This is a genomic window from Streptomyces sp. NPDC008313 (genome assembly GCF_042956125.1).
GTDB lineage: Bacteria > Actinomycetota > Actinomycetes > Streptomycetales > Streptomycetaceae > Streptomyces.
Window position 1 is genome coordinate 237,933 of sequence record NZ_JBIBFR010000009.1, and the last position, 15,485, is coordinate 253,417.

Sequence of the window (15,485 nt, forward strand, 5' to 3'; positions counted from 1 at the left end):
GGGGAGAGGGAGGGCGACCGTGTCCGATGAACCCGCCGCCCGTGGCCCCGGCACCGACGAACCCGGCATCAGCGGCCCCGGCACCCCGCTCTCCTCCCGGCTGGCCGAGCTGGCCGTGAGCGGCGAGTCGCCCCCGCCGGTGTCCGGTGCCGAGATCCGCGGCCGGGCGGTACGCCGCAGGCGCCGCCGCCGTACCGCCGCCGCCTCCGCGGGTGCCTGCGCCGCGGCCTGTCTGGCCGCCGTCGTGCTGGCGAACCTCGCGAACGGCTCGGAGCGGGGCTCCTCCCCGGCCGCGAGCGCCGCCGACCCGGCCCGGGTGCCCGGCCCGTCCGTGACGTCCGCCGCCCCCCGGGCCCGGCCCGACGCGACGATCGACCTGACGCGGCGGGTACTGACCGTCGACGGGCGCAGGCTGCCCGTCACGTCGGGCGCCGCGAGGACGCCGACGGTCACCGGCCGGATGACGGTCACCGGCAGACAGGAGACGAGGCTGCTGCCCTCCGAGGAGGCCGGCCCGGAGGGCGCCTACGTCAAGGTGCCCTGGGTGATCCGGTTCAGCGGCCGGGCCGGCGAACCGAACTTCATCGGCGCGCTGACGTACGACAGGAAGGTCGTCGGCGTCCACGACGTGACCAGCGGCTGGATCGGCCTGCGCGACGCCGACGCGAAGTGGCTGTACGAGCGGCTGGGCCCGGGATCGGTCATCGACGTCGAGCGCGACGCCCGCGCGACGTCCGGCATGTCCCCGTGAAACACGAATATCTGTCGTCGCCAAAACAGAAATCGCTGTGCGTCACCGCCGGGCGTTTATTCCCCCGGTCGCCGTGACAAAGTCTGCCACCACTTCCCGCGGGTCCCGTGCTAGGGTCGAAATCAGTTGCAGTTGTGGTTCCCGAAGTCTTGGGGCGAACCCTCCGGTCCGTATCGGTTGGTCCGTCTCTGAATTCCCGGTGTTTTTCCGACCCGGGCCGGGGCACATCGCGGCGATTGCGGGCCCGCACAGTGCGGGTCCACGAGCACTGCCCCGAAGGAGAAAAAGATGGCTACCGGTACCGTGAAGTGGTTCAACTCGGAAAAGGGCTTCGGCTTCATCGAGCAGGACGGCGGCGGCGCCGACGTCTTCGCCCACTACTCGAACATCGCCACCTCGGGCTTCCGTGAGCTCCAGGAAGGCCAGAAGGTGACCTTCGACGTCACGCAGGGCCAGAAGGGCCCGCAGGCCGAGAACATCGTTCCCGCCTGATCCTGCCTGACCCGACGCTGACACAGGTCGTCACGGGCTGAGCCGGCCGGGTACCGCACTTCGTGTGCGGTACCCGGCCGGCCGCTTTTTGTCATCTGCTTTTCCCGGGGTTTATGCCTCGCTCTTCCGGGTATTGGGTGTCAATTCACCCGACGCGCCGCTCTCCTCACCCGGTCGGTCCCGTTCACCCGGTGTTTTTCCGGACGGCCTCCGCAATTCACTGCGCCAGTACCGCCCGGACGGTCTTGCCGCCGACGCCCGTACTGACGACTTCCAGACGGTGGGCGAGCTTCTCCACCATCGCCAGGCCGCGGCCGCTCTCCGACTCGGTGTCCGGCGTGCGCACCCGGGGCCTGCCGGGGCTGTCGTCGTGGACCTCGACGGTCACCCGGCCGCGCCCCACCTTCAGCCGCAGCCGGCAGCCGGACCGGCCGTGCCGCACGGCGTTGGCGACGAGCTCGGACGCGATGAGCCGGGCGTCGTCCACCTGGTCGACGGTCGGCGCCGTCACCCGCGGACCGGGCCGCGTGAGGAACGCGGTGGTCAGCTCGCGTGCCCTCCCGGCCGAAACGGCCTCCCGCGGCAGTGCGTACTCGACGCGCGCGGTACGCCGGACAGCGTGCCAGTACGCACGCATGACACCTCACTCCCCCTCCAGGGCCACCTGTGCCCGGCGGTCCCACCGCCGACGGGCCCCGCGCGACCCGGCGCGCGGACGGTCCTGCCTCACCGGTGATGCCCACGCCGACACGTCGGCAACCGGCCCGGGACGGCGGAATCCGCGTCCCTCGCGGCCCCGTCCACCCGGCGTTCCGCCGGAGCCCGGTGTAATTTGTCCGTGATCTTCATATATGTACGCATGCTGGCGGGTGCGGCGGACAGGCACTGCCACAAGGCGTCGTGGGACACGGGTCTGAGCAGACGTCAGGGGTGAGAGCCGCCGATGGACAAGACGGTGAGGGGCGTCAGCGCCCCGGACACCCCTCCCGCCGGTACCGTTCCCCGGCCCGGACCACCCCTTCGGCCGCGTGCCGCGCGCCTTCTCGCGAGGGCGGGCGGACGCGGCGGGCTCCCGCCCGCGCTGACCGCGGGCGCCTTCACACTGGCCCAGCTGCTCGTCGTACCGCCGGGCATGGGTCTCGGCTGGGACGAGACCGTGTACGTCAGCCAGGTGTCCGGCCACAGTCCGGCGGCGTTCTTCAGCGCGCCGCGCGCACGGGGCGTCCCGCTGCTGGTCGCCCCCGTCGCCGCGTGGTCGTCGTCCACGGTGCTGCTGCGGGTCTGGCTGGCGGTGCTGGCCGGCCTCGGACTGTTCCTCGCGTTCCACGCGTGGCGCGGCCTGTTCCCGCCGCACGTGCGGGCCGTCGCCTCGGGGCTGTTCGCGACGCTCTGGATCACCCTGTTCTACGGCCCGCAGGCGATGCCCAACTACTGGGTCGCCATCGGCGCCCTGGCCTGCGTCGGCCACGTCCTGCGCGCCCGTGCGGACCCGGACGACCGGGTCGCCGTGTGGGGCGTGGCCGCGAGCGCGATGCTGCTGGCGTGGATGCGGCCCACCGACGCGGTCTGGGTCGCCCTGCCGCTCCTCGCCCTGCTGCTGTGCGTCCGGACCCCGGGGCGGGTCCGGCTGTGCGCGGCCCTGGCCGCCGGGCTGCTGCCCGGCGCCGTCGAGTGGGCCGTCGAGGCGTACGTCGACTACGGCGGCCTCGGCGCCCGGCTCGACCAGGCCGCCCGGATCCAGGGCGGCCTCGGCTGGAACGTGGCGATCGGCGACCAGATGCGCAGCCTGGGCGGGGACGTCCTGTGCCGTCCGTGCGACACCCCGATGCCCGCCCCGGCGGTGCTGGCGTGGTGGTGCGCCCTGCCGGTCGCGGCCGCGCTGGGACTGGCCCTCGCCGTCAGGCACCGGCGCCTCACGCCGACCCTGCTGCCGCTCGTCTGCGCCGCCACGGCGGCCCTCCCCTACCTCTTCATGATCGGATACGCGGCGCCGCGCTTCCTGCTCCCCGTCTACGCGCTGCTGGCCCTCCCGGTCGCCGACGTCCTCGTCCACGCGGTCACCGCGCGGGGCAGACCCTGGCGTCCGGCGGCCGTGACCCTGGTCGTGCTCGCCCTCGCCGGGCATCTGGCGGTGCAGTACACGGTGCTGCGCGGCGCCGTCCACCGCACCACCGACTCCCACCGCGACTGGGCGCGCGGGGCGGCGGCCCTGCACCGGCTCGGCGTCCGGCCGCCGTGCGCGCTGAGCGGGTACGAGGCCATTCCGATCGCCTTCTACGCAGGCTGCTCCTCGCTCCAGACGACCGGGCACAACACCAACGCCACCGAGGCGGAGATCGGCCGCACCGCCCAGCTGCTGCCCGTCGCCGTGCTCACCGAGCCGGGCGAGGCGCCGCCCGCGTACGCCCGGACCTGGCGGGAGCGCCGTGTCGACGGCCTCAGCGGGCGCGCGTACGTGGCTCCGACGGCGGCCATGGCGGCCTCTGCCGCCCGGTAGCGCCTACTTGGGCCCGGCGGCCGTCGGCTCGGTCGTCGGCGGCGTGCCCGGGTCGTCGGCCGGGGCGAACCAGGCCATGCCGATCAGCACGGACGCCGTGAAGAGCGCGGCGGCCGCGAGGACGCCCGCGACCCTCGGCCGCCGGCGGGCCAGCGCCGTCAGACCGCGCCGCCGGTCCGCCGGGGCGGGACGCCGGGCGGGAGCGGAGCGCCTGCGCCCGGTGGGCGCGGCGCGGCGGCCGGCCGGCAGCTGGTACGTGGTCGCGGCCCCCGCCTCCCGGCCGTGCGCGGAGCGGGAGTGCGCGGCGCGCGCCGGTGCCTGGGCCGGGCGGGGCGCGGATCCGCCCGGGGCGGCCGCGGTGATCGCGGCGGGCACCGGGGCGGCGCTGGGCAGCGGTTCGGGGCGGCCGCGCCAGGCGTCGCCGCCGAACCAGTCGGCGACCTGCCGGGCGGTCGGCCGGTCCGCCGGGTCCTTGGCGAGCAGCCCGAGGAGGTAGTTCTCGAATGCGGGCGGCAGCGCGGCGCCGAGCTCCCGGGGCGGCACGGGCGGGGTGTCGACGTGCTGGTAGAGCAGCGCGGTCGCGGTGTCGGCGCGGAACGGCGGCTGGCCGGTGAGGAGTTGGTAGAGGACGCAGCCGAGCGAGTACACGTCGGACGGCGGGCCCGCGGTCTGGCCCAGGGCGCGCTCCGGGGCGAGGTAGAGGCCGGTGCCGACGATCTGGCCGGTGGTGGTGAGCCCGGCGGCGGGGTCGTCGAGGAAGCGGGCGATGCCGAAGTCGCCCAGTTTCAGGGTGCCGTCGGCGCCGAGCAGCAGGTTGCCGGGCTTGATGTCGCGGTGCACCACGCCCTGACGGTGGGCGGCGGCGAGCCCGGCGGCGGCCTGGGCGGCGATCGAGGCGACCCGGTCGGGCGCGTGCCGGCCGCTGCCCGGGGTCCGGTTCTCCAGGCTGCCGCCCTCGACCAGCTCCATGACCAGGTAGAAGCGGCCTTCCCAGGAGCCGAAGTCGAAGACGCCGACGACGTGCGGGTGGCTCAGTGAGGCGGAGGTCTGCGCCTCCATCCGGAACCGGGCGGCCGCCGACGGATCGGCGTCCTGCGCCAGCAGCAGCTTCACGGCGACCGTACGGCCGAGGAGTTCGTCGGTGGCCCGCCACACCTCGCCCATGCCGCCCCGCCCGACGGTCGTGTGCAGCCGATACCGATCCGCCACCAGCACCTGCGTACCCACCCCGATCCAGACGGCCCCCGGCAACTCCACAGGCACGAAACGCACTTCACCCGCGCGCGGGAGAGGGATGGCTTCGTGTCGGCTTCAGAGTAAACCGTCGCCGGGCCTCGCTCCGCCGTGACCTCGGCGGGAGCGGGAGGCGGGACCTGCCGGCGGCCGGTGCGCCTTTCCCTGCCGCGTCACCTTGCCGTCATCACTCCCGGGCACCGTCCGGCGCCCGGCCGCCGGGCAGGTCCACCGGCCGATCATTGCACAGTGCAAAATGTGATCGCCAGTATCGGCGGGCGCCGGTGGCGGTGGGGCCCGAGGTAGAAAGGGGGCATGGCGCAGAGCGAGGCCCCCTCGGGGGGCGTGGACGATGTCGAAGCGGTGACCAGGGCGGTTCTGACCGCGTCACGGCTGCTCGTCGCCGTCTCCGCCCGGTCGCTGGCCGCCGTCGAGGAGCGGGTGACCCTGCCGCAGATCCGGATGCTGATGGTGCTGCACACCCGGGGGACCACCAAGCTGGTCACGCTCGCCGATCTGCTCCAGGTCGCCCCGTCCACCGCGATGCGCATGGTGGACCGGCTCATCGCCGCCGGGCTCGCGGACCGCAGGATCAACCCGGACAACCGCCGGGAGACCCTTCTCCAGCTCACCGACGAGGGCCGGCGCACCGTCGGGGACGTCAGCGCCCGGCGCCGCCACGAGATCGCCGTCATCGTCGAACGCCTCGCCCCGGCGCAGCGCGCGGCCCTCGTCGAGGCGCTCGGCGCCTTCAACGAGGCGGGCGGTGAACCCCCGGCCGCCGGCCCCGACGACACCGGCGCGCACCCCCTCGGCTGGGGGAACGGCGCGGCCGGGGAGGCCTGAGCCGCGGCGCGGACCCGCCGCCCCGGCTTCGCGCCCGCGGCGGCGGCCGGGCCCGCCGTACGGCCCGCGCTCACCCGACCGTCGGCGACGGCGTCACCTCCGGCGCCACCCCGCCGCCCGAGGTGCCGGAGTCCTCCGAGGTGCCGGACCCGTCCGAGGTGCCGGATCCGTCCGACGTGCTGGAGGCGTTCGGCGGCGGGCTGAGGACGAGGACCGGCGCTCCGGGCTGGGGCGCCGGCGGGGTCAGCTGCTCCTGCGGCAGCTTCGGCGGGGTGCTCTGCTGGAAGTTGACCGAGTCGAAGTTCACCAGGCCGGTCTTCTCCAGCACGGTGATGTGGTCGAGGACGGTGTCGTTGGCCTGGTCGGCCAGCTGACGGACCAGCGTGTTCCGGGTGGTGGCCCGGATCTTCGCGATGGCGGGGAAGATCTGGCCGTGCGTCACCCGCAGGATGTTGGCCATGTCGCTGTCGAACTGCTTGCCGGTGTCCGAGGACAGCGTGGCCACGAACCCCTGCTGCTGCGGGGAGGCCTGGTTGGGCAGCGTGATGTTCAGCTCCGGGGCGATCTTCCGGCACGTGGCGTCGAGTCCGGCGTGCCCGCTGACCAGGTGCTCGCCCGCGGTCCTGGCCGCCTTGGTCGTCCCCTTCTTCAGCGCCATCTGCCCGACGGGGTACTCCCACAGACCGGCCGCGCGCACCTTGACGACGAAGTCCCGGTCGGCCTCGGTCAGCGGCCCGTACCGGGTGTTGGCGATGACGCGGCTCGGCGAGCCGGAGGTGTTCTGCACACCGAGCATGGCGGGGTAGGCGAGCGCGATGATGGTCATCGACAGCGCGCCGCCCACGAAGACGGTTCCCGCCACGTTCCGTGTAATGCGCACTGAGCCTCCTGGCGTGGGACGACGGTCCGGCGGAGCGCTCCGCCGGACCGTGTCGTGAATCCGCGGTGAGCGGTCCGGACGCCTCCCTATACGGACGCGGGCCCGGGAAAAACCATCGCGCCGGGTAAAATCTTCGTGCGGATTGAACCGATACGGCCGGCCGTACGTCGAGCCGGCCGTACGTCGAGCCGGCCGTACGGAGGCGCGTACGGGCGGGGGCCCCGGGTCAGGCCGGATAGGCGTGCGTCTGGACCGCCTTGACCGTCGCCCAGACCGACGAGCCCGCGTGCAGGCCGAGTTCGGCGGCGGCGACGGCCGTCAGGTCGGCGGCGAGAGCCAGTTCGCCGGTGAGGTCCACGCGGATCTGGTCGCCGTGGGTCTCCAGGCCGCCGACCTCGCACCGCCACAGGTTGCGCGCGCTGGAGCCGGTGGGCCGGTCCCGGTGCAGGGTGACCGCGCCCGGCGGGAACGCGACGAACACGGGCCCGTCCAGGTCCTCGGTGGTCGTGATCTCCGGCCCGGCGTCCAGCCGTACGCGATGGCCCGCGGCGGTCCCCCGGTAGAGGTTGAGGCCGATGAGCTGGGCGATGTAGTCGGTGCGCGGACGGCGGGCGATGCCGGACGGGGTTCCCTCCTGCACGACCTCGCCGTTCTCGATGACGACGAGCCGGTCGGCGAGGACCATCGCGTCCAGCGGATCGTGGGTGACGAGGACCGCCACGGCCTCGAACCGGGCGAGATGGCGCCGGAGCTGGGCGCGCACGTCGAGCCGGGTGCGGGCGTCGAGCGCGGCGAGCGGTTCGTCGAGGAGCAGCAGCCGGGGGCGGGTGGCCAGGGCGCGGGCCAGCGCCACCCGCTGTGCCTGTCCGCCGGAGAGCCGCCGGGGCCTGTCACCCGCGTGCCCGGCCAGTCCCATGCGCTCCAGCCACTCGGCCGCCTGCGCGCGCGCCGCCGCCTTCGGCACGCCCTGGCAGCGCGGCCCGAAGGCGACGTTGTCCAGCGCGGACAGGTGCGGGAAGAGCAGGTAGTCCTGGAAGACGACGCCGACCGGCCGGGACTCCGGCGGCGTGCCGTCCAGGTCCGTGCCGTCCAGGAGGAGCCGGCCGCCGCCCGCGAGCGGGGTGAGCCCGGCCAGGGCGCGCAGCGCGGTGCTCTTCCCGGCGCCGTTCGGCCCGAGCAGCGCGACGACCTCACCGGGGACGGCGGCCAGCGCCACGTCGAGGTGGAAGGAGCCGCGGTCGACCACCAGGCGGGCGTCGAGGCCGGCCGGGGGCGGGCTCGCGGGGACGCGTCCGGCGTCGTCGGGGCCGGTCATGAGGCCGCCGTCATCCAGCGGTCACGCAGACCGGCGAGGACCGCGATGGACACGGCGAGCAGCACCAGGCTGAGGGCGATCGCCGCGGCCGGGTCGTTCTGCAGGGCGAGGTAGACGGCCAGGGGCATGGTCTGGGTGCGGCCGGGGAAGTTCCCGGCGAAGGTGATGGTCGCCCCGAACTCGCCGAGCGCGCGGGCCCAGGCCAGCACGGCGCCCGCGGCGACCCCCGGCGCGATCAGCGGCAGCGTCACCCGGCGGAACGCGGTGAACCGGGAGGCGCCCAGGGTGGCGGCGGCCTCCTCGTAGCGCGGGTCGGCGGCCCGCAGGGTGCCCTCGACGCTGATGACGAGGAACGGCATGGCCACGAAGGACTCGGCCACGACCACTCCGGCGGTGGTGAACGGCAGCGTGATCCCGAACCACGCGTCCAGCCACTGCCCGACGACGCCGCCCCGGCCCAGCGCCAGCAGCAGCGCGACACCGCCCACCACCGGGGGCAGCACCAGCGGCAGCGTGACCAGCGCCCGTACGAGACCGCGTCCGGGGAACTCCGTGCGCGCGAGCAGCCAGGCCAGCGGCACCCCGAGGACGAGACTGACGGCGGTGGCCGCGGTCGCGGAGAGCAGCGACAGCCGCAGCGCCTGCCAGACCTCCGTGCTGGTCAGCTGGTCCGGCAGGCTGTGCCACGGGGCCCGTACGAGCAGGGCGGCCGGCGGCAGCAGCAGGAACGCGAGACCGGCCAGCGCGGGCAGCAGCAGGGGAAGCGGAGGGGCGCCCCGGACACCGGCGGGACGGCCCCGGCGCCCGCGCGCCGAAGGCCTCCCGCCGCCCGGGGCGTCCTTGTCGAGCGGGGTCACGGCGTCAGGAACCCGGCTTCGCTCAGGACCTTCCGGCCCTCGGCGGACTTCACCAGCTGGATGAACGCCTTGGCCGCGGCGGCGTTCGGTGCGTCCTTGAGCAGCGTGATCGGGTAGTCGTTGACCGCGTCGGCGGACTCGGGGAACTCCACGCCCTCCACCTTGTCACCCGCGGCCCGCACATCGGTCCGGTACACCACGGCGGCGTCGGCCTCCTTCAGCTCCACCTTCGTCAGGGCGCTCTTGACGTCCTGCTCGTACGAGACGGGGGTGAGCTTCAGTCCGGCCGAGTCCAGCGCCTTCAGCGCGGCGGCACCGCACGGCACGTTCTTGTCGCACAGCACCACCTTCAGGCCGGACCTGGTGAGGTCCTTCAGGGAGGACACATGGTCGGGGTTGCCGGGCAGGGTCGCGATCTCCAGGCGGTTGCGCACGAAGGTGGAGGGGGTGCCGGCGGCGTCCTTCGCGTCGGTGACGACGGCCATGGTCCTGGGGCTGGCGGCGGCGAACACGTCGGCGGGGGCGCCGCTGGTGATGCCCGCGGCGAGGCTGTCGCTGCCGTTGAAGTTGAAGGTGACCTCCGTGCCGGGGTGGGCCTTCTCGAACGTCTCGCCCAGCGTCGTGAAGCTCTCCTCGAGCGAGGCGGCGGCGAAGACGGTCACCGTGCCGGACAGCTTCCCGGACGGGCCGGACCCGGACGAGGAGCCGTCCGGTCCGGAGCCGGAGGAGGACGACGAGCACGCGCTCAGCGCCAGCAGCGCGGCGGCACCGGCCCCGGCCGCCCGGAGCGTGCGGCGGGTGGGGCGTGCGGAACGAGTGATCATGATGCTCCCTTGTCCTCCGTACCGTGCCCACGCGGTCCGCGCACCCGCATGCGGAACGGCAGGCGGAGACGCGACGCGCGAGGGCCGCAACGAGAAGACCATCATGCCGCAGATGCCAGGCGAGATCACTGGTGGGTTCGCATGAGCGAGCACCGGGCGCTTCGAAGCACGCATGTGCGTTCGTACGGAGTGGGTCGTCAGGCGCGGTCGATGTGCACGTTGGTCGACTTCACGCGGGCCGTGGCCTCCATGCCGACCTCCAGGCCGAGCTCCTCGACGGCCTCGCGGGTCAGCAGCGAGACGAGCCGGTGCGGACCCGCCTGGATCTCGACCTGCGCCGCGACGTCGCCGAGCTTCACGGCGGTGACGATGCCGGGGAACGCGTTGCGGGCCGAGGTGTACGGGACGTCCTCCTCGCCGCCGGTGCCCGCGGCGACCTCGACCGAGAAGGCGGCCAGGTCCCGCCCGTCGATGAGCCGCCGTCCGCTCTTGTCGCGGTGGGTGGCCACCCGGCCCGCGTCCGCCCAGCGGCGGGCGGTGTCGGGGCTGACGCCGAGCAGCCGCGCCGCCTGGCCGATCGTGTAGGACTGCATACGCGTCACAGTAGACGGCGCCCCGTGCGTCGGCTCAGGGCGCGCTGCGGATCCGCAGGCCGGGACGGCGCCGGTGGACGGTCAGGTAGAACAGCCCGTCGTCGCCCGCGGCGAGGCTGCGGCGCGAGCCGTGCGGGAGCCACATCAGGGTGCCCTCGGCGAGCGTGCGCGGGCCCTCGGTGCCGTCGTCGGCGGCGGACATCGTGCCGCTTCCGCCGGTGACGAGGAAGAGGACGTCGAGGTCCGGTTCGGCGTGGGTGTCGACGTGCCCGCGGGGCGGCAGGTGCACGAGGTTCGCGTCGAGCTGGCGTCCCGGTTCGGCCAGCTTCCACAGGGCTCCGGAGGGCGCCTCCGTGAGTGCGGTGAGGGCCCGGACGTCGGCGAGGACGCGGGGGACGGGCTCGCCGGGGTCCGGGCGGGCGGGACCGCCCGCGTGACCGTCGCCGGACGGGTTCGTGCCGGGGGATGTCATGGCGTCTGGTTCCCTTCTCGGACCCGGGACCGGGTGTGCCGACGGACGATAACCTTGCCGGATGGACAGCAGGGACGAGGGGGCCCCGGCCGGCACGAGCCATCAGGTCCTGCATCCGGACCAGGTCAAGCATCTCGAACTGATCCAGGGGGTCGTCGCGCGGCTGGCCAACAACTCCTTCCTCGTCAAGGGCTGGTCACTGACGCTCACCGGAGGTCTGCTCGCCTTCGCCGCCGGCAGCGCGGGCTGGCCCGTGGCCGCGACGGCCCTGGTGGCGCTCGTGGCCTTCTGGTTCCTCGACGGCTACTTCCTCCAGCAGGAGCGGCTGTTCCGCAGGCTGTACGACGCCGTCAGACAGCCGGGCGGCACGGTCGAGCCCTTCACCATGGACCCGCACCCGTACGCCGCCGAGGTCGACTGGGCCCGCGCCGCCTTCTCCCCGACCCTCTCGCTCTTCTACGGCGGCCTCGGCGCCGCCCATGTGGCGTTCCTGGTCGCGCTGCTGACCGCCTGACACCCCGTCACCCGTGCGCGTCGCGCACACCGCCGGGTGCCGCGCGCCGGATCCGCTCGGCGGTCCGGTCCAGCACGCCGGGCTCCCACTCCCGCGGCGACGGCGCGGCCTCCGGCCGCCCCGGAGACCCGGAGCGCGGCCAGAAGGAGCCCACCCGGTCGCCCTCGAAGCGGGGCACGACATGGACGTGCAGATGCATCACCGTCTGGGTGGCGGCCGCGCCCGCAGAGTTGACGAGGTTCAGCCCGTCCGGCCGGAAGGCGGCCCGTACGGCGCGCGCGACGGTGAGCACGCTCCGCGAGAGCGCCGCGGCCGTCGTGTCGTCCAGGTCCCACAGGTCCCGCAGGTGGCGGCGGGGCACGACGAGCACGTGCCCGTCGGTGGCGGGCCGCAGCGGCAGGAAGGCCACCGAGTCCGCGTCCTCGTGGACGATCCGGCCGAACGCCGCGCCGCGCACGATGTCGCAGAACGGGCAGCGGGGGCCGTCGCCCCGGCGCCGCCCCTCTCCGGGGCGGTCCGTCACCGGTCTCGCGGCCATCGCGCCGCCGCGGCCGTCACGAGACGGAGCGCCTCCTCGGCGCCCTCCTCGCCCGTCTGGTCCGCCAGCGCCTCCCCGACGGCCAGGACGAGAGCGGGGGTGTGGTGCCGCAGCGCCGCGTTGACGAGGGCGACGACCCGGGTCCTGAGCTGCCCGCCGTCGCTGAGCAGACCGAGCGGCCGGGGGCCGGTCAGCTCGCGGACGCTGTCCACGTACACGTCCCAGGCGTCACGGCCGCGGCACACGTCGGAGGCGAGGATCAGCTCGATGAGCCGGCGCCGCTCCGCCCCGCTCATCGCCGGATCGCCGGCCCCGGGGGCGGACGCCGGGCCCGCGGCGGCGGACGGTACGGCCGCCCCAGCGGGCCCGGCCACCTCCGTACGCGCCTCGGCCCCGGTGCCCCCGTCCGGCAAGGCGTCCGCCCTCGTGCCCGTCCCGGCCCCCGGCGCGGCCTCCGTCCTCGCCGGCAGCCCGAAGGCAGGGGCGAAACGCCCCGCCGTCTCCCCGTCCATCACCGGGAGGGGCGTGGCGGAGGCCTGTACCATGTAGTCGGCCAGCTCGATGACGAACTTCTCGTACGCGCGCGGGTCGCCGCGCATCACGTTGACCAGGCAGTCGTCCGTGTAGGCGGCGCCGAGCCGCGGCATCCGGTACTGCACGGCCGCTACCTCGTCCGGTAACGCGCGGGTGACCGGGACCCAGAACAGCGGGAGCAGGGCGACCGGTTCGGCGGGGGCGGCGCGGCGCACGCGCTCCGCCATGACGGCCCACTCCCGCCCGCACCACTCGCGTTCGAAGTAGTCGTCGGAGAGCAGGGCCACCAGGAACCGGGTGGAGCCGAGCGCCCGGCTGAGCCGGGGCCGCCAGTTCTCGCCGAGCTTCAGGGACCCCACGTCGAGGAACCCTTCGCGGGAGGCGGTTCTGGCCCGCTTCATCTCCACCTCGTCCTGGAGGCGGTCGTGGAACCGCTGGACGAGCGCGCTGTCGGCGCGCCGCACGGCGTAGCTGGTGAAGAAGAACGGCGGCTGGGTCATGGGCCCTCCCGGTGTCCGGTGCCGCGGCGCGAACGGTCCGGCGGCCTTCCCATGGTCGCCGATCCGCGGGGCGCATGCGGCGTCTTCCCGCCGGGCGGCCCTCAGCGCTGCTGCTTGCCGTCCCACGCCTTGACGGCCTTGTCGACGAGCTGACGCACCGCCACGGTGTCCCGCTCCTCGCCACCGAGGTCTCCCAGCGCACCCGCGAGAGCTGCCAGGACGTCCGAGGTGTCCTGGTGGAGCGCGAAGTTGACGAGCGAGACGATGCGGTTCCTGAGGACGCCGCTGTCGTTCACCGGGATCTGAGTGCCGGTCATGAGCGCGACGGTCTCCAGCCAGACGTCGTACGTCTCCCGGCTCCGGCCGACCGGTGAGCGGACCAGCGCCTCGATCAGCGTCCGGCGCTCCGACCAGGTACCGGTGCCGGCGCTGCCGTGGGTCAGTACCGGGATGCCGCCGGGCGGCGTGGCCGGATCCGTGTCGGAGTTCCCGTCCAGGGCCCTGGCGCAGGTGGCGAAGTCCGTGCGGATCACCTCCTCCGCCCAGGTGAGCAGCAGACCGGGGTGTCCTCGCAGCTGGGCCGCCAGGAACTCGGCCTGCGTCGGGTCCAGTTCCGACGCGTGCTGCATCAGCAGCGCCTCGGACTGGGTGGTGGTCATGCCGCCCAGCTGCAGACGGTTCTCCCCCCACGTCCGGCCCGGGGAGCGGGAGGTGATGAGCCGGTGGCCCCGGCCGGGGAAGAAGTGTTCGTGGATGCGGTCGGGGTCCTGGACGTTGTCGTAGACGAACAGGCAGCGCTTGTCGGGCCGGCCCTCGGGGGGCGCGCCGTACTCCTGGTCCCACCTCTTCCACAGCTGCCGGTACTGCTCGTCCATCAGCCCGCACAGCTGTGCGTCGTCGGTCTCGCCCTCGCAGGAGAACAGCCACGCCACGTCGTAGCGATGGGTGAAGCGGTAGGCGTACTCGATGGCCGTCTGCGTCTTGCCGAAGCCCTGGGGCGGTGCGGGGTCGTCATGCAGAAGCACCTGCCCGTAGGTGTTGAGCAGCTTCAGCAGGGCGGCGATCTCCTCGTCGCGGGCCTCGAAGAACAGACTGCGGTCGGGGAGGTTCGATATGGGCGGGAGAGCGGTGACGGAGCGGGGGGTGCCGGGGGAGCGGGGAGGCGGAAGGGTCACCGGCGGTCCCTCTCGCGGGGGTCCGGCAGGACCAGGCCGACCTCGCGCACCAGTCTGCGCAGCAGTTCGGCCCGGGACTCGTCCGATCCGTCGAGCTGTTTGACCGGGACACCGCGGCGCACCAGGAGCGGCCGGGGCTCCGCGTCGATCTGCAGGGCGATCAGCCATCCCTTGTCCGGGCCGACGAACGCCTCCTGCCAGTCCAGGGGCTCGGTGGAGCCGGCCGCGAAGTAGCTGCGGGAGAAGATGACGACCACCCGGTCACCGGCCTCGTGCGCCCGGCCGACCGTGTCGGTCAGCGACTCGCGCTCGGTCTGCCAGCGCACCTGCCGCACCTCGGCGAGGCCGTCCTGCCCGAGGACCTCCTCCATCCAGTCGGCCCAGGGCTGGTCGGCCCCGACGTAGCTGATCGCGACGCTGAGCGGGGCTGAGCGGGGCGCGGGCAAGGACAGGCCGACGGGGCGGACGACGGGGCCCGTGGAGACGGTCCGGTGGGCGGCGATCCCGGTGCTGCCCGTGCCGCCGGTGAGGGTGATGCCGCGGGGCTGGCTGCGGATACCGAACTCGGGTTCGAGGTCACGCAGTTCGTCGGCGTCCTCCACGGAGGTGAAGCCGACGCGGCGCAGGTCGGCGATGCGCTGGGCCAGTTGCCCTATGAGCGAGAAGTACGCCTCGTTCGCCTCGGCGGTGTCCTCGCGCATCAGTCCGGCGAGTCCCCGGGCGGCGTACTGCTCGCGTCCGTAGCTGCCGTCCCACTCGGGGCCGGTCGGCCAGTCCGTCAGGGGCGGGGTGTCCGGCGGGAAGTCGCCGGGGGGCACCGGTTCCCAGAGCAGGGGGATCAGGCACTCGGGCGCGTCCTGCCCGGTCCGGGCCTTGTGCAGGCGTCTGCGCCGCTGGAAGACCGCCCACTCCAGACCGCAGTCACGGTCGGTGAAGTACGCGGGGGAGAACAGGGCGATCATCGCTCCCACTCCCGCGATGCCGCTCTCCAGGACGGGCCCCGAGCCGAGCTGCGGTCCGAGTACGCCGCTGACCCACAGGCCCTCCTGGACCCTCAGCCGGTACTCCAGGTCCGCGTGGAACCGGCTGATGGCGGGCCAGCCGTCGCTGCGGGTGCAACTGGTGTAGAAGTAGGCGTACTTGACGGTTTGATCCACGCGCCCCTCGCAGACTGCCGCCGGTAGTCCGGCAGGGCGGAACACTCACTGGCATGGACATGGGCTTCGCGACGTCGTAGCTCCAGTCGGTCCGGTGACCCCCGATTACCGAGGATAGGTTTCCTTGACCGCGCTGGGTACAGTGAAGGGACCTGACGGGCGCACTCGTCGGGCACACGGGCACATGTCAGGCGTGCGGGGTGGATATTCGCCGACGGCTCACGAGACCCGGACTTTAGCAGGGCCGGAAATGCCGTCGAGACAGCTCGGAAGCCTTGTGACCGGTGCCCTTCCCACGCGTGTCGGG

The 15,485-nt window shown here is 73.9% G+C and carries 17 protein-coding genes; 5 read left to right on the forward strand and 12 right to left on the reverse strand.

Annotated features, from left to right (window positions below; translation table 11 throughout):
* Positions 1-19 precede the first annotated feature (19 nt).
* Together ACFY93_RS14730 and ACFY93_RS14735 are read left to right on the forward strand one after the other, a co-directional pair.
* Complete coding sequence (locus ACFY93_RS14730) at positions 20-751, forward strand: L,D-transpeptidase family protein (RefSeq protein WP_391357904.1); 732 nt, start codon at positions 20-22, stop codon at positions 749-751.
* A gap of 288 nt (positions 752-1,039) precedes the next feature.
* On the forward strand, positions 1,040-1,243 hold the full coding sequence (locus tag ACFY93_RS14735) for a cold-shock protein (RefSeq protein WP_004985680.1): 204 nt from the start codon (positions 1,040-1,042) through the stop codon (positions 1,241-1,243).
* 217 nt (positions 1,244-1,460) lie between these two features.
* Here the strand turns inward: ACFY93_RS14735 and ACFY93_RS14740 are convergent, their stop codons facing one another.
* The gene (locus ACFY93_RS14740) at positions 1,461-1,880 is read right to left on the reverse strand and encodes an ATP-binding protein (protein ID WP_391357906.1); all 420 of its coding nucleotides are present in this window, start codon (positions 1,878-1,880) and stop codon (positions 1,461-1,463) included.
* 306 nt (positions 1,881-2,186) lie between these two features.
* On the opposite strand from ACFY93_RS14740, the gene ACFY93_RS14745 reads away from it, so the two are divergent.
* A complete protein-coding gene (locus tag ACFY93_RS14745; RefSeq protein ID WP_391357909.1) occupies positions 2,187-3,740 on the forward strand; it encodes a hypothetical protein in 1,554 nt (517 codons plus the stop codon).
* Positions 3,741-3,743: 3 nt separating this feature from the next.
* On the opposite strand, the gene ACFY93_RS14750 is transcribed toward ACFY93_RS14745, so the two are convergent.
* Positions 3,744-4,949: a protein kinase gene (locus ACFY93_RS14750; RefSeq protein ID WP_391357911.1), complete on the reverse strand. Its 1,206-nt coding sequence runs from the start codon at positions 4,947-4,949 to the stop codon at positions 3,744-3,746.
* Positions 4,950-5,288: 339 nt separating this feature from the next.
* Here ACFY93_RS14750 and ACFY93_RS14755 point away from each other — a divergent pair, with 339 nt between their 5' ends.
* Positions 5,289-5,819, forward strand: a complete 531-nt coding sequence (locus tag ACFY93_RS14755) for a MarR family transcriptional regulator (RefSeq protein WP_391357914.1) — start codon at positions 5,289-5,291, stop codon at positions 5,817-5,819.
* 70 nt (positions 5,820-5,889) lie between these two features.
* Here the strand turns inward: ACFY93_RS14755 and ACFY93_RS14760 are convergent, their stop codons facing one another.
* The 6 genes from ACFY93_RS14760 to ACFY93_RS14785 form a co-directional block, all read right to left on the reverse strand.
* A complete protein-coding gene (locus ACFY93_RS14760) occupies positions 5,890-6,699 on the reverse strand; it encodes a DUF4142 domain-containing protein (RefSeq protein WP_391357917.1) in 810 nt (269 codons plus the stop codon).
* A gap of 226 nt (positions 6,700-6,925) precedes the next feature.
* Entirely contained in the window at positions 6,926-8,014 is a 1,089-nt protein-coding gene (locus ACFY93_RS14765; protein WP_391357919.1) for an ATP-binding cassette domain-containing protein, read from the reverse strand.
* Positions 8,011-8,871, reverse strand: a complete 861-nt coding sequence (locus tag ACFY93_RS14770) for an ABC transporter permease (RefSeq protein WP_391357922.1) — start codon at positions 8,869-8,871, stop codon at positions 8,011-8,013. Before ACFY93_RS14770 ends, ACFY93_RS14765 begins: the two co-directional genes overlap by 4 nt.
* Positions 8,868-9,695 (reverse strand): molybdate ABC transporter substrate-binding protein, encoded by an 828-nt coding sequence (gene modA / locus ACFY93_RS14775; RefSeq protein ID WP_391357925.1) that lies wholly within the window; start codon positions 9,693-9,695, stop codon positions 8,868-8,870. Before modA ends, ACFY93_RS14770 begins: the two co-directional genes overlap by 4 nt.
* Positions 9,696-9,892: 197 nt before the next feature.
* Positions 9,893-10,288: a TOBE domain-containing protein gene (locus ACFY93_RS14780; RefSeq protein ID WP_391357927.1), complete on the reverse strand. Its 396-nt coding sequence runs from the start codon at positions 10,286-10,288 to the stop codon at positions 9,893-9,895.
* Positions 10,289-10,322: 34 nt separating this feature from the next.
* Positions 10,323-10,760, reverse strand: a complete 438-nt coding sequence (locus ACFY93_RS14785; RefSeq protein ID WP_391357930.1) for a hypothetical protein — start codon at positions 10,758-10,760, stop codon at positions 10,323-10,325.
* Positions 10,761-10,821: 61 nt separating this feature from the next.
* Between ACFY93_RS14785 and ACFY93_RS14790 the strand changes: the two genes are divergently transcribed.
* Positions 10,822-11,274 carry a hypothetical protein gene (locus ACFY93_RS14790; RefSeq protein WP_391357933.1) on the forward strand — a complete coding sequence of 151 codons (453 nt, stop codon included), beginning with the start codon at positions 10,822-10,824 and terminating at the stop codon, positions 11,272-11,274.
* 7 nt (positions 11,275-11,281) lie between these two features.
* On the opposite strand, the gene ACFY93_RS14795 is transcribed toward ACFY93_RS14790, so the two are convergent.
* From ACFY93_RS14795 to ACFY93_RS14810, 4 genes are all read right to left on the reverse strand, one after another.
* Positions 11,282-11,812, reverse strand: coding sequence for an HIT domain-containing protein (locus tag ACFY93_RS14795; protein ID WP_391357935.1), 531 nt, complete (start codon positions 11,810-11,812; stop codon positions 11,282-11,284).
* The gene (locus ACFY93_RS14800; RefSeq protein ID WP_391357938.1) at positions 11,794-12,846 is read right to left on the reverse strand and encodes a TIR domain-containing protein; all 1,053 of its coding nucleotides are present in this window, start codon (positions 12,844-12,846) and stop codon (positions 11,794-11,796) included. The genes ACFY93_RS14795 and ACFY93_RS14800 overlap by 19 nt, the downstream gene beginning before the upstream one ends.
* Positions 12,847-12,947: 101 nt before the next feature.
* The gene (locus tag ACFY93_RS14805) at positions 12,948-14,021 is read right to left on the reverse strand and encodes a hypothetical protein (protein ID WP_391357941.1); all 1,074 of its coding nucleotides are present in this window, start codon (positions 14,019-14,021) and stop codon (positions 12,948-12,950) included.
* The gene (locus ACFY93_RS14810; RefSeq protein WP_391357942.1) at positions 14,018-15,178 is read right to left on the reverse strand and encodes a TIR domain-containing protein; all 1,161 of its coding nucleotides are present in this window, start codon (positions 15,176-15,178) and stop codon (positions 14,018-14,020) included. The genes ACFY93_RS14805 and ACFY93_RS14810 overlap by 4 nt, the downstream gene beginning before the upstream one ends.
* Between the last annotated feature and the right edge of the window lie 307 nt (positions 15,179-15,485).

Coding starts and splice junctions, on each gene's coding strand:
- ACFY93_RS14735 (WP_004985680.1), top strand. CDS start 1,040: ATGGCTACCGGTACCGTGAAGTGGTTCAACTCGGAAAAGGGCTTCGGC.
- ACFY93_RS14740 (WP_391357906.1), bottom strand. CDS start 1,880: ATGCGTGCGTACTGGCACGCTGTCCGGCGTACCGCGCGCGTCGAGTAC.
- ACFY93_RS14745 (WP_391357909.1), top strand. CDS start 2,187: ATGGACAAGACGGTGAGGGGCGTCAGCGCCCCGGACACCCCTCCCGCC.
- ACFY93_RS14755 (WP_391357914.1), top strand. CDS start 5,289: ATGGCGCAGAGCGAGGCCCCCTCGGGGGGCGTGGACGATGTCGAAGCG.
- ACFY93_RS14765 (WP_391357919.1), bottom strand. CDS start 8,014: ATGACCGGCCCCGACGACGCCGGACGCGTCCCCGCGAGCCCGCCCCCG.
- modA (WP_391357925.1), bottom strand. CDS start 9,695: ATGATCACTCGTTCCGCACGCCCCACCCGCCGCACGCTCCGGGCGGCC.
- ACFY93_RS14780 (WP_391357927.1), bottom strand. CDS start 10,288: ATGCAGTCCTACACGATCGGCCAGGCGGCGCGGCTGCTCGGCGTCAGC.
- ACFY93_RS14785 (WP_391357930.1), bottom strand. CDS start 10,760: ATGACATCCCCCGGCACGAACCCGTCCGGCGACGGTCACGCGGGCGGT.
- ACFY93_RS14790 (WP_391357933.1), top strand. CDS start 10,822: ATGGACAGCAGGGACGAGGGGGCCCCGGCCGGCACGAGCCATCAGGTC.
- ACFY93_RS14795 (WP_391357935.1), bottom strand. CDS start 11,812: ATGGCCGCGAGACCGGTGACGGACCGCCCCGGAGAGGGGCGGCGCCGG.
- ACFY93_RS14800 (WP_391357938.1), bottom strand. CDS start 12,846: ATGACCCAGCCGCCGTTCTTCTTCACCAGCTACGCCGTGCGGCGCGCC.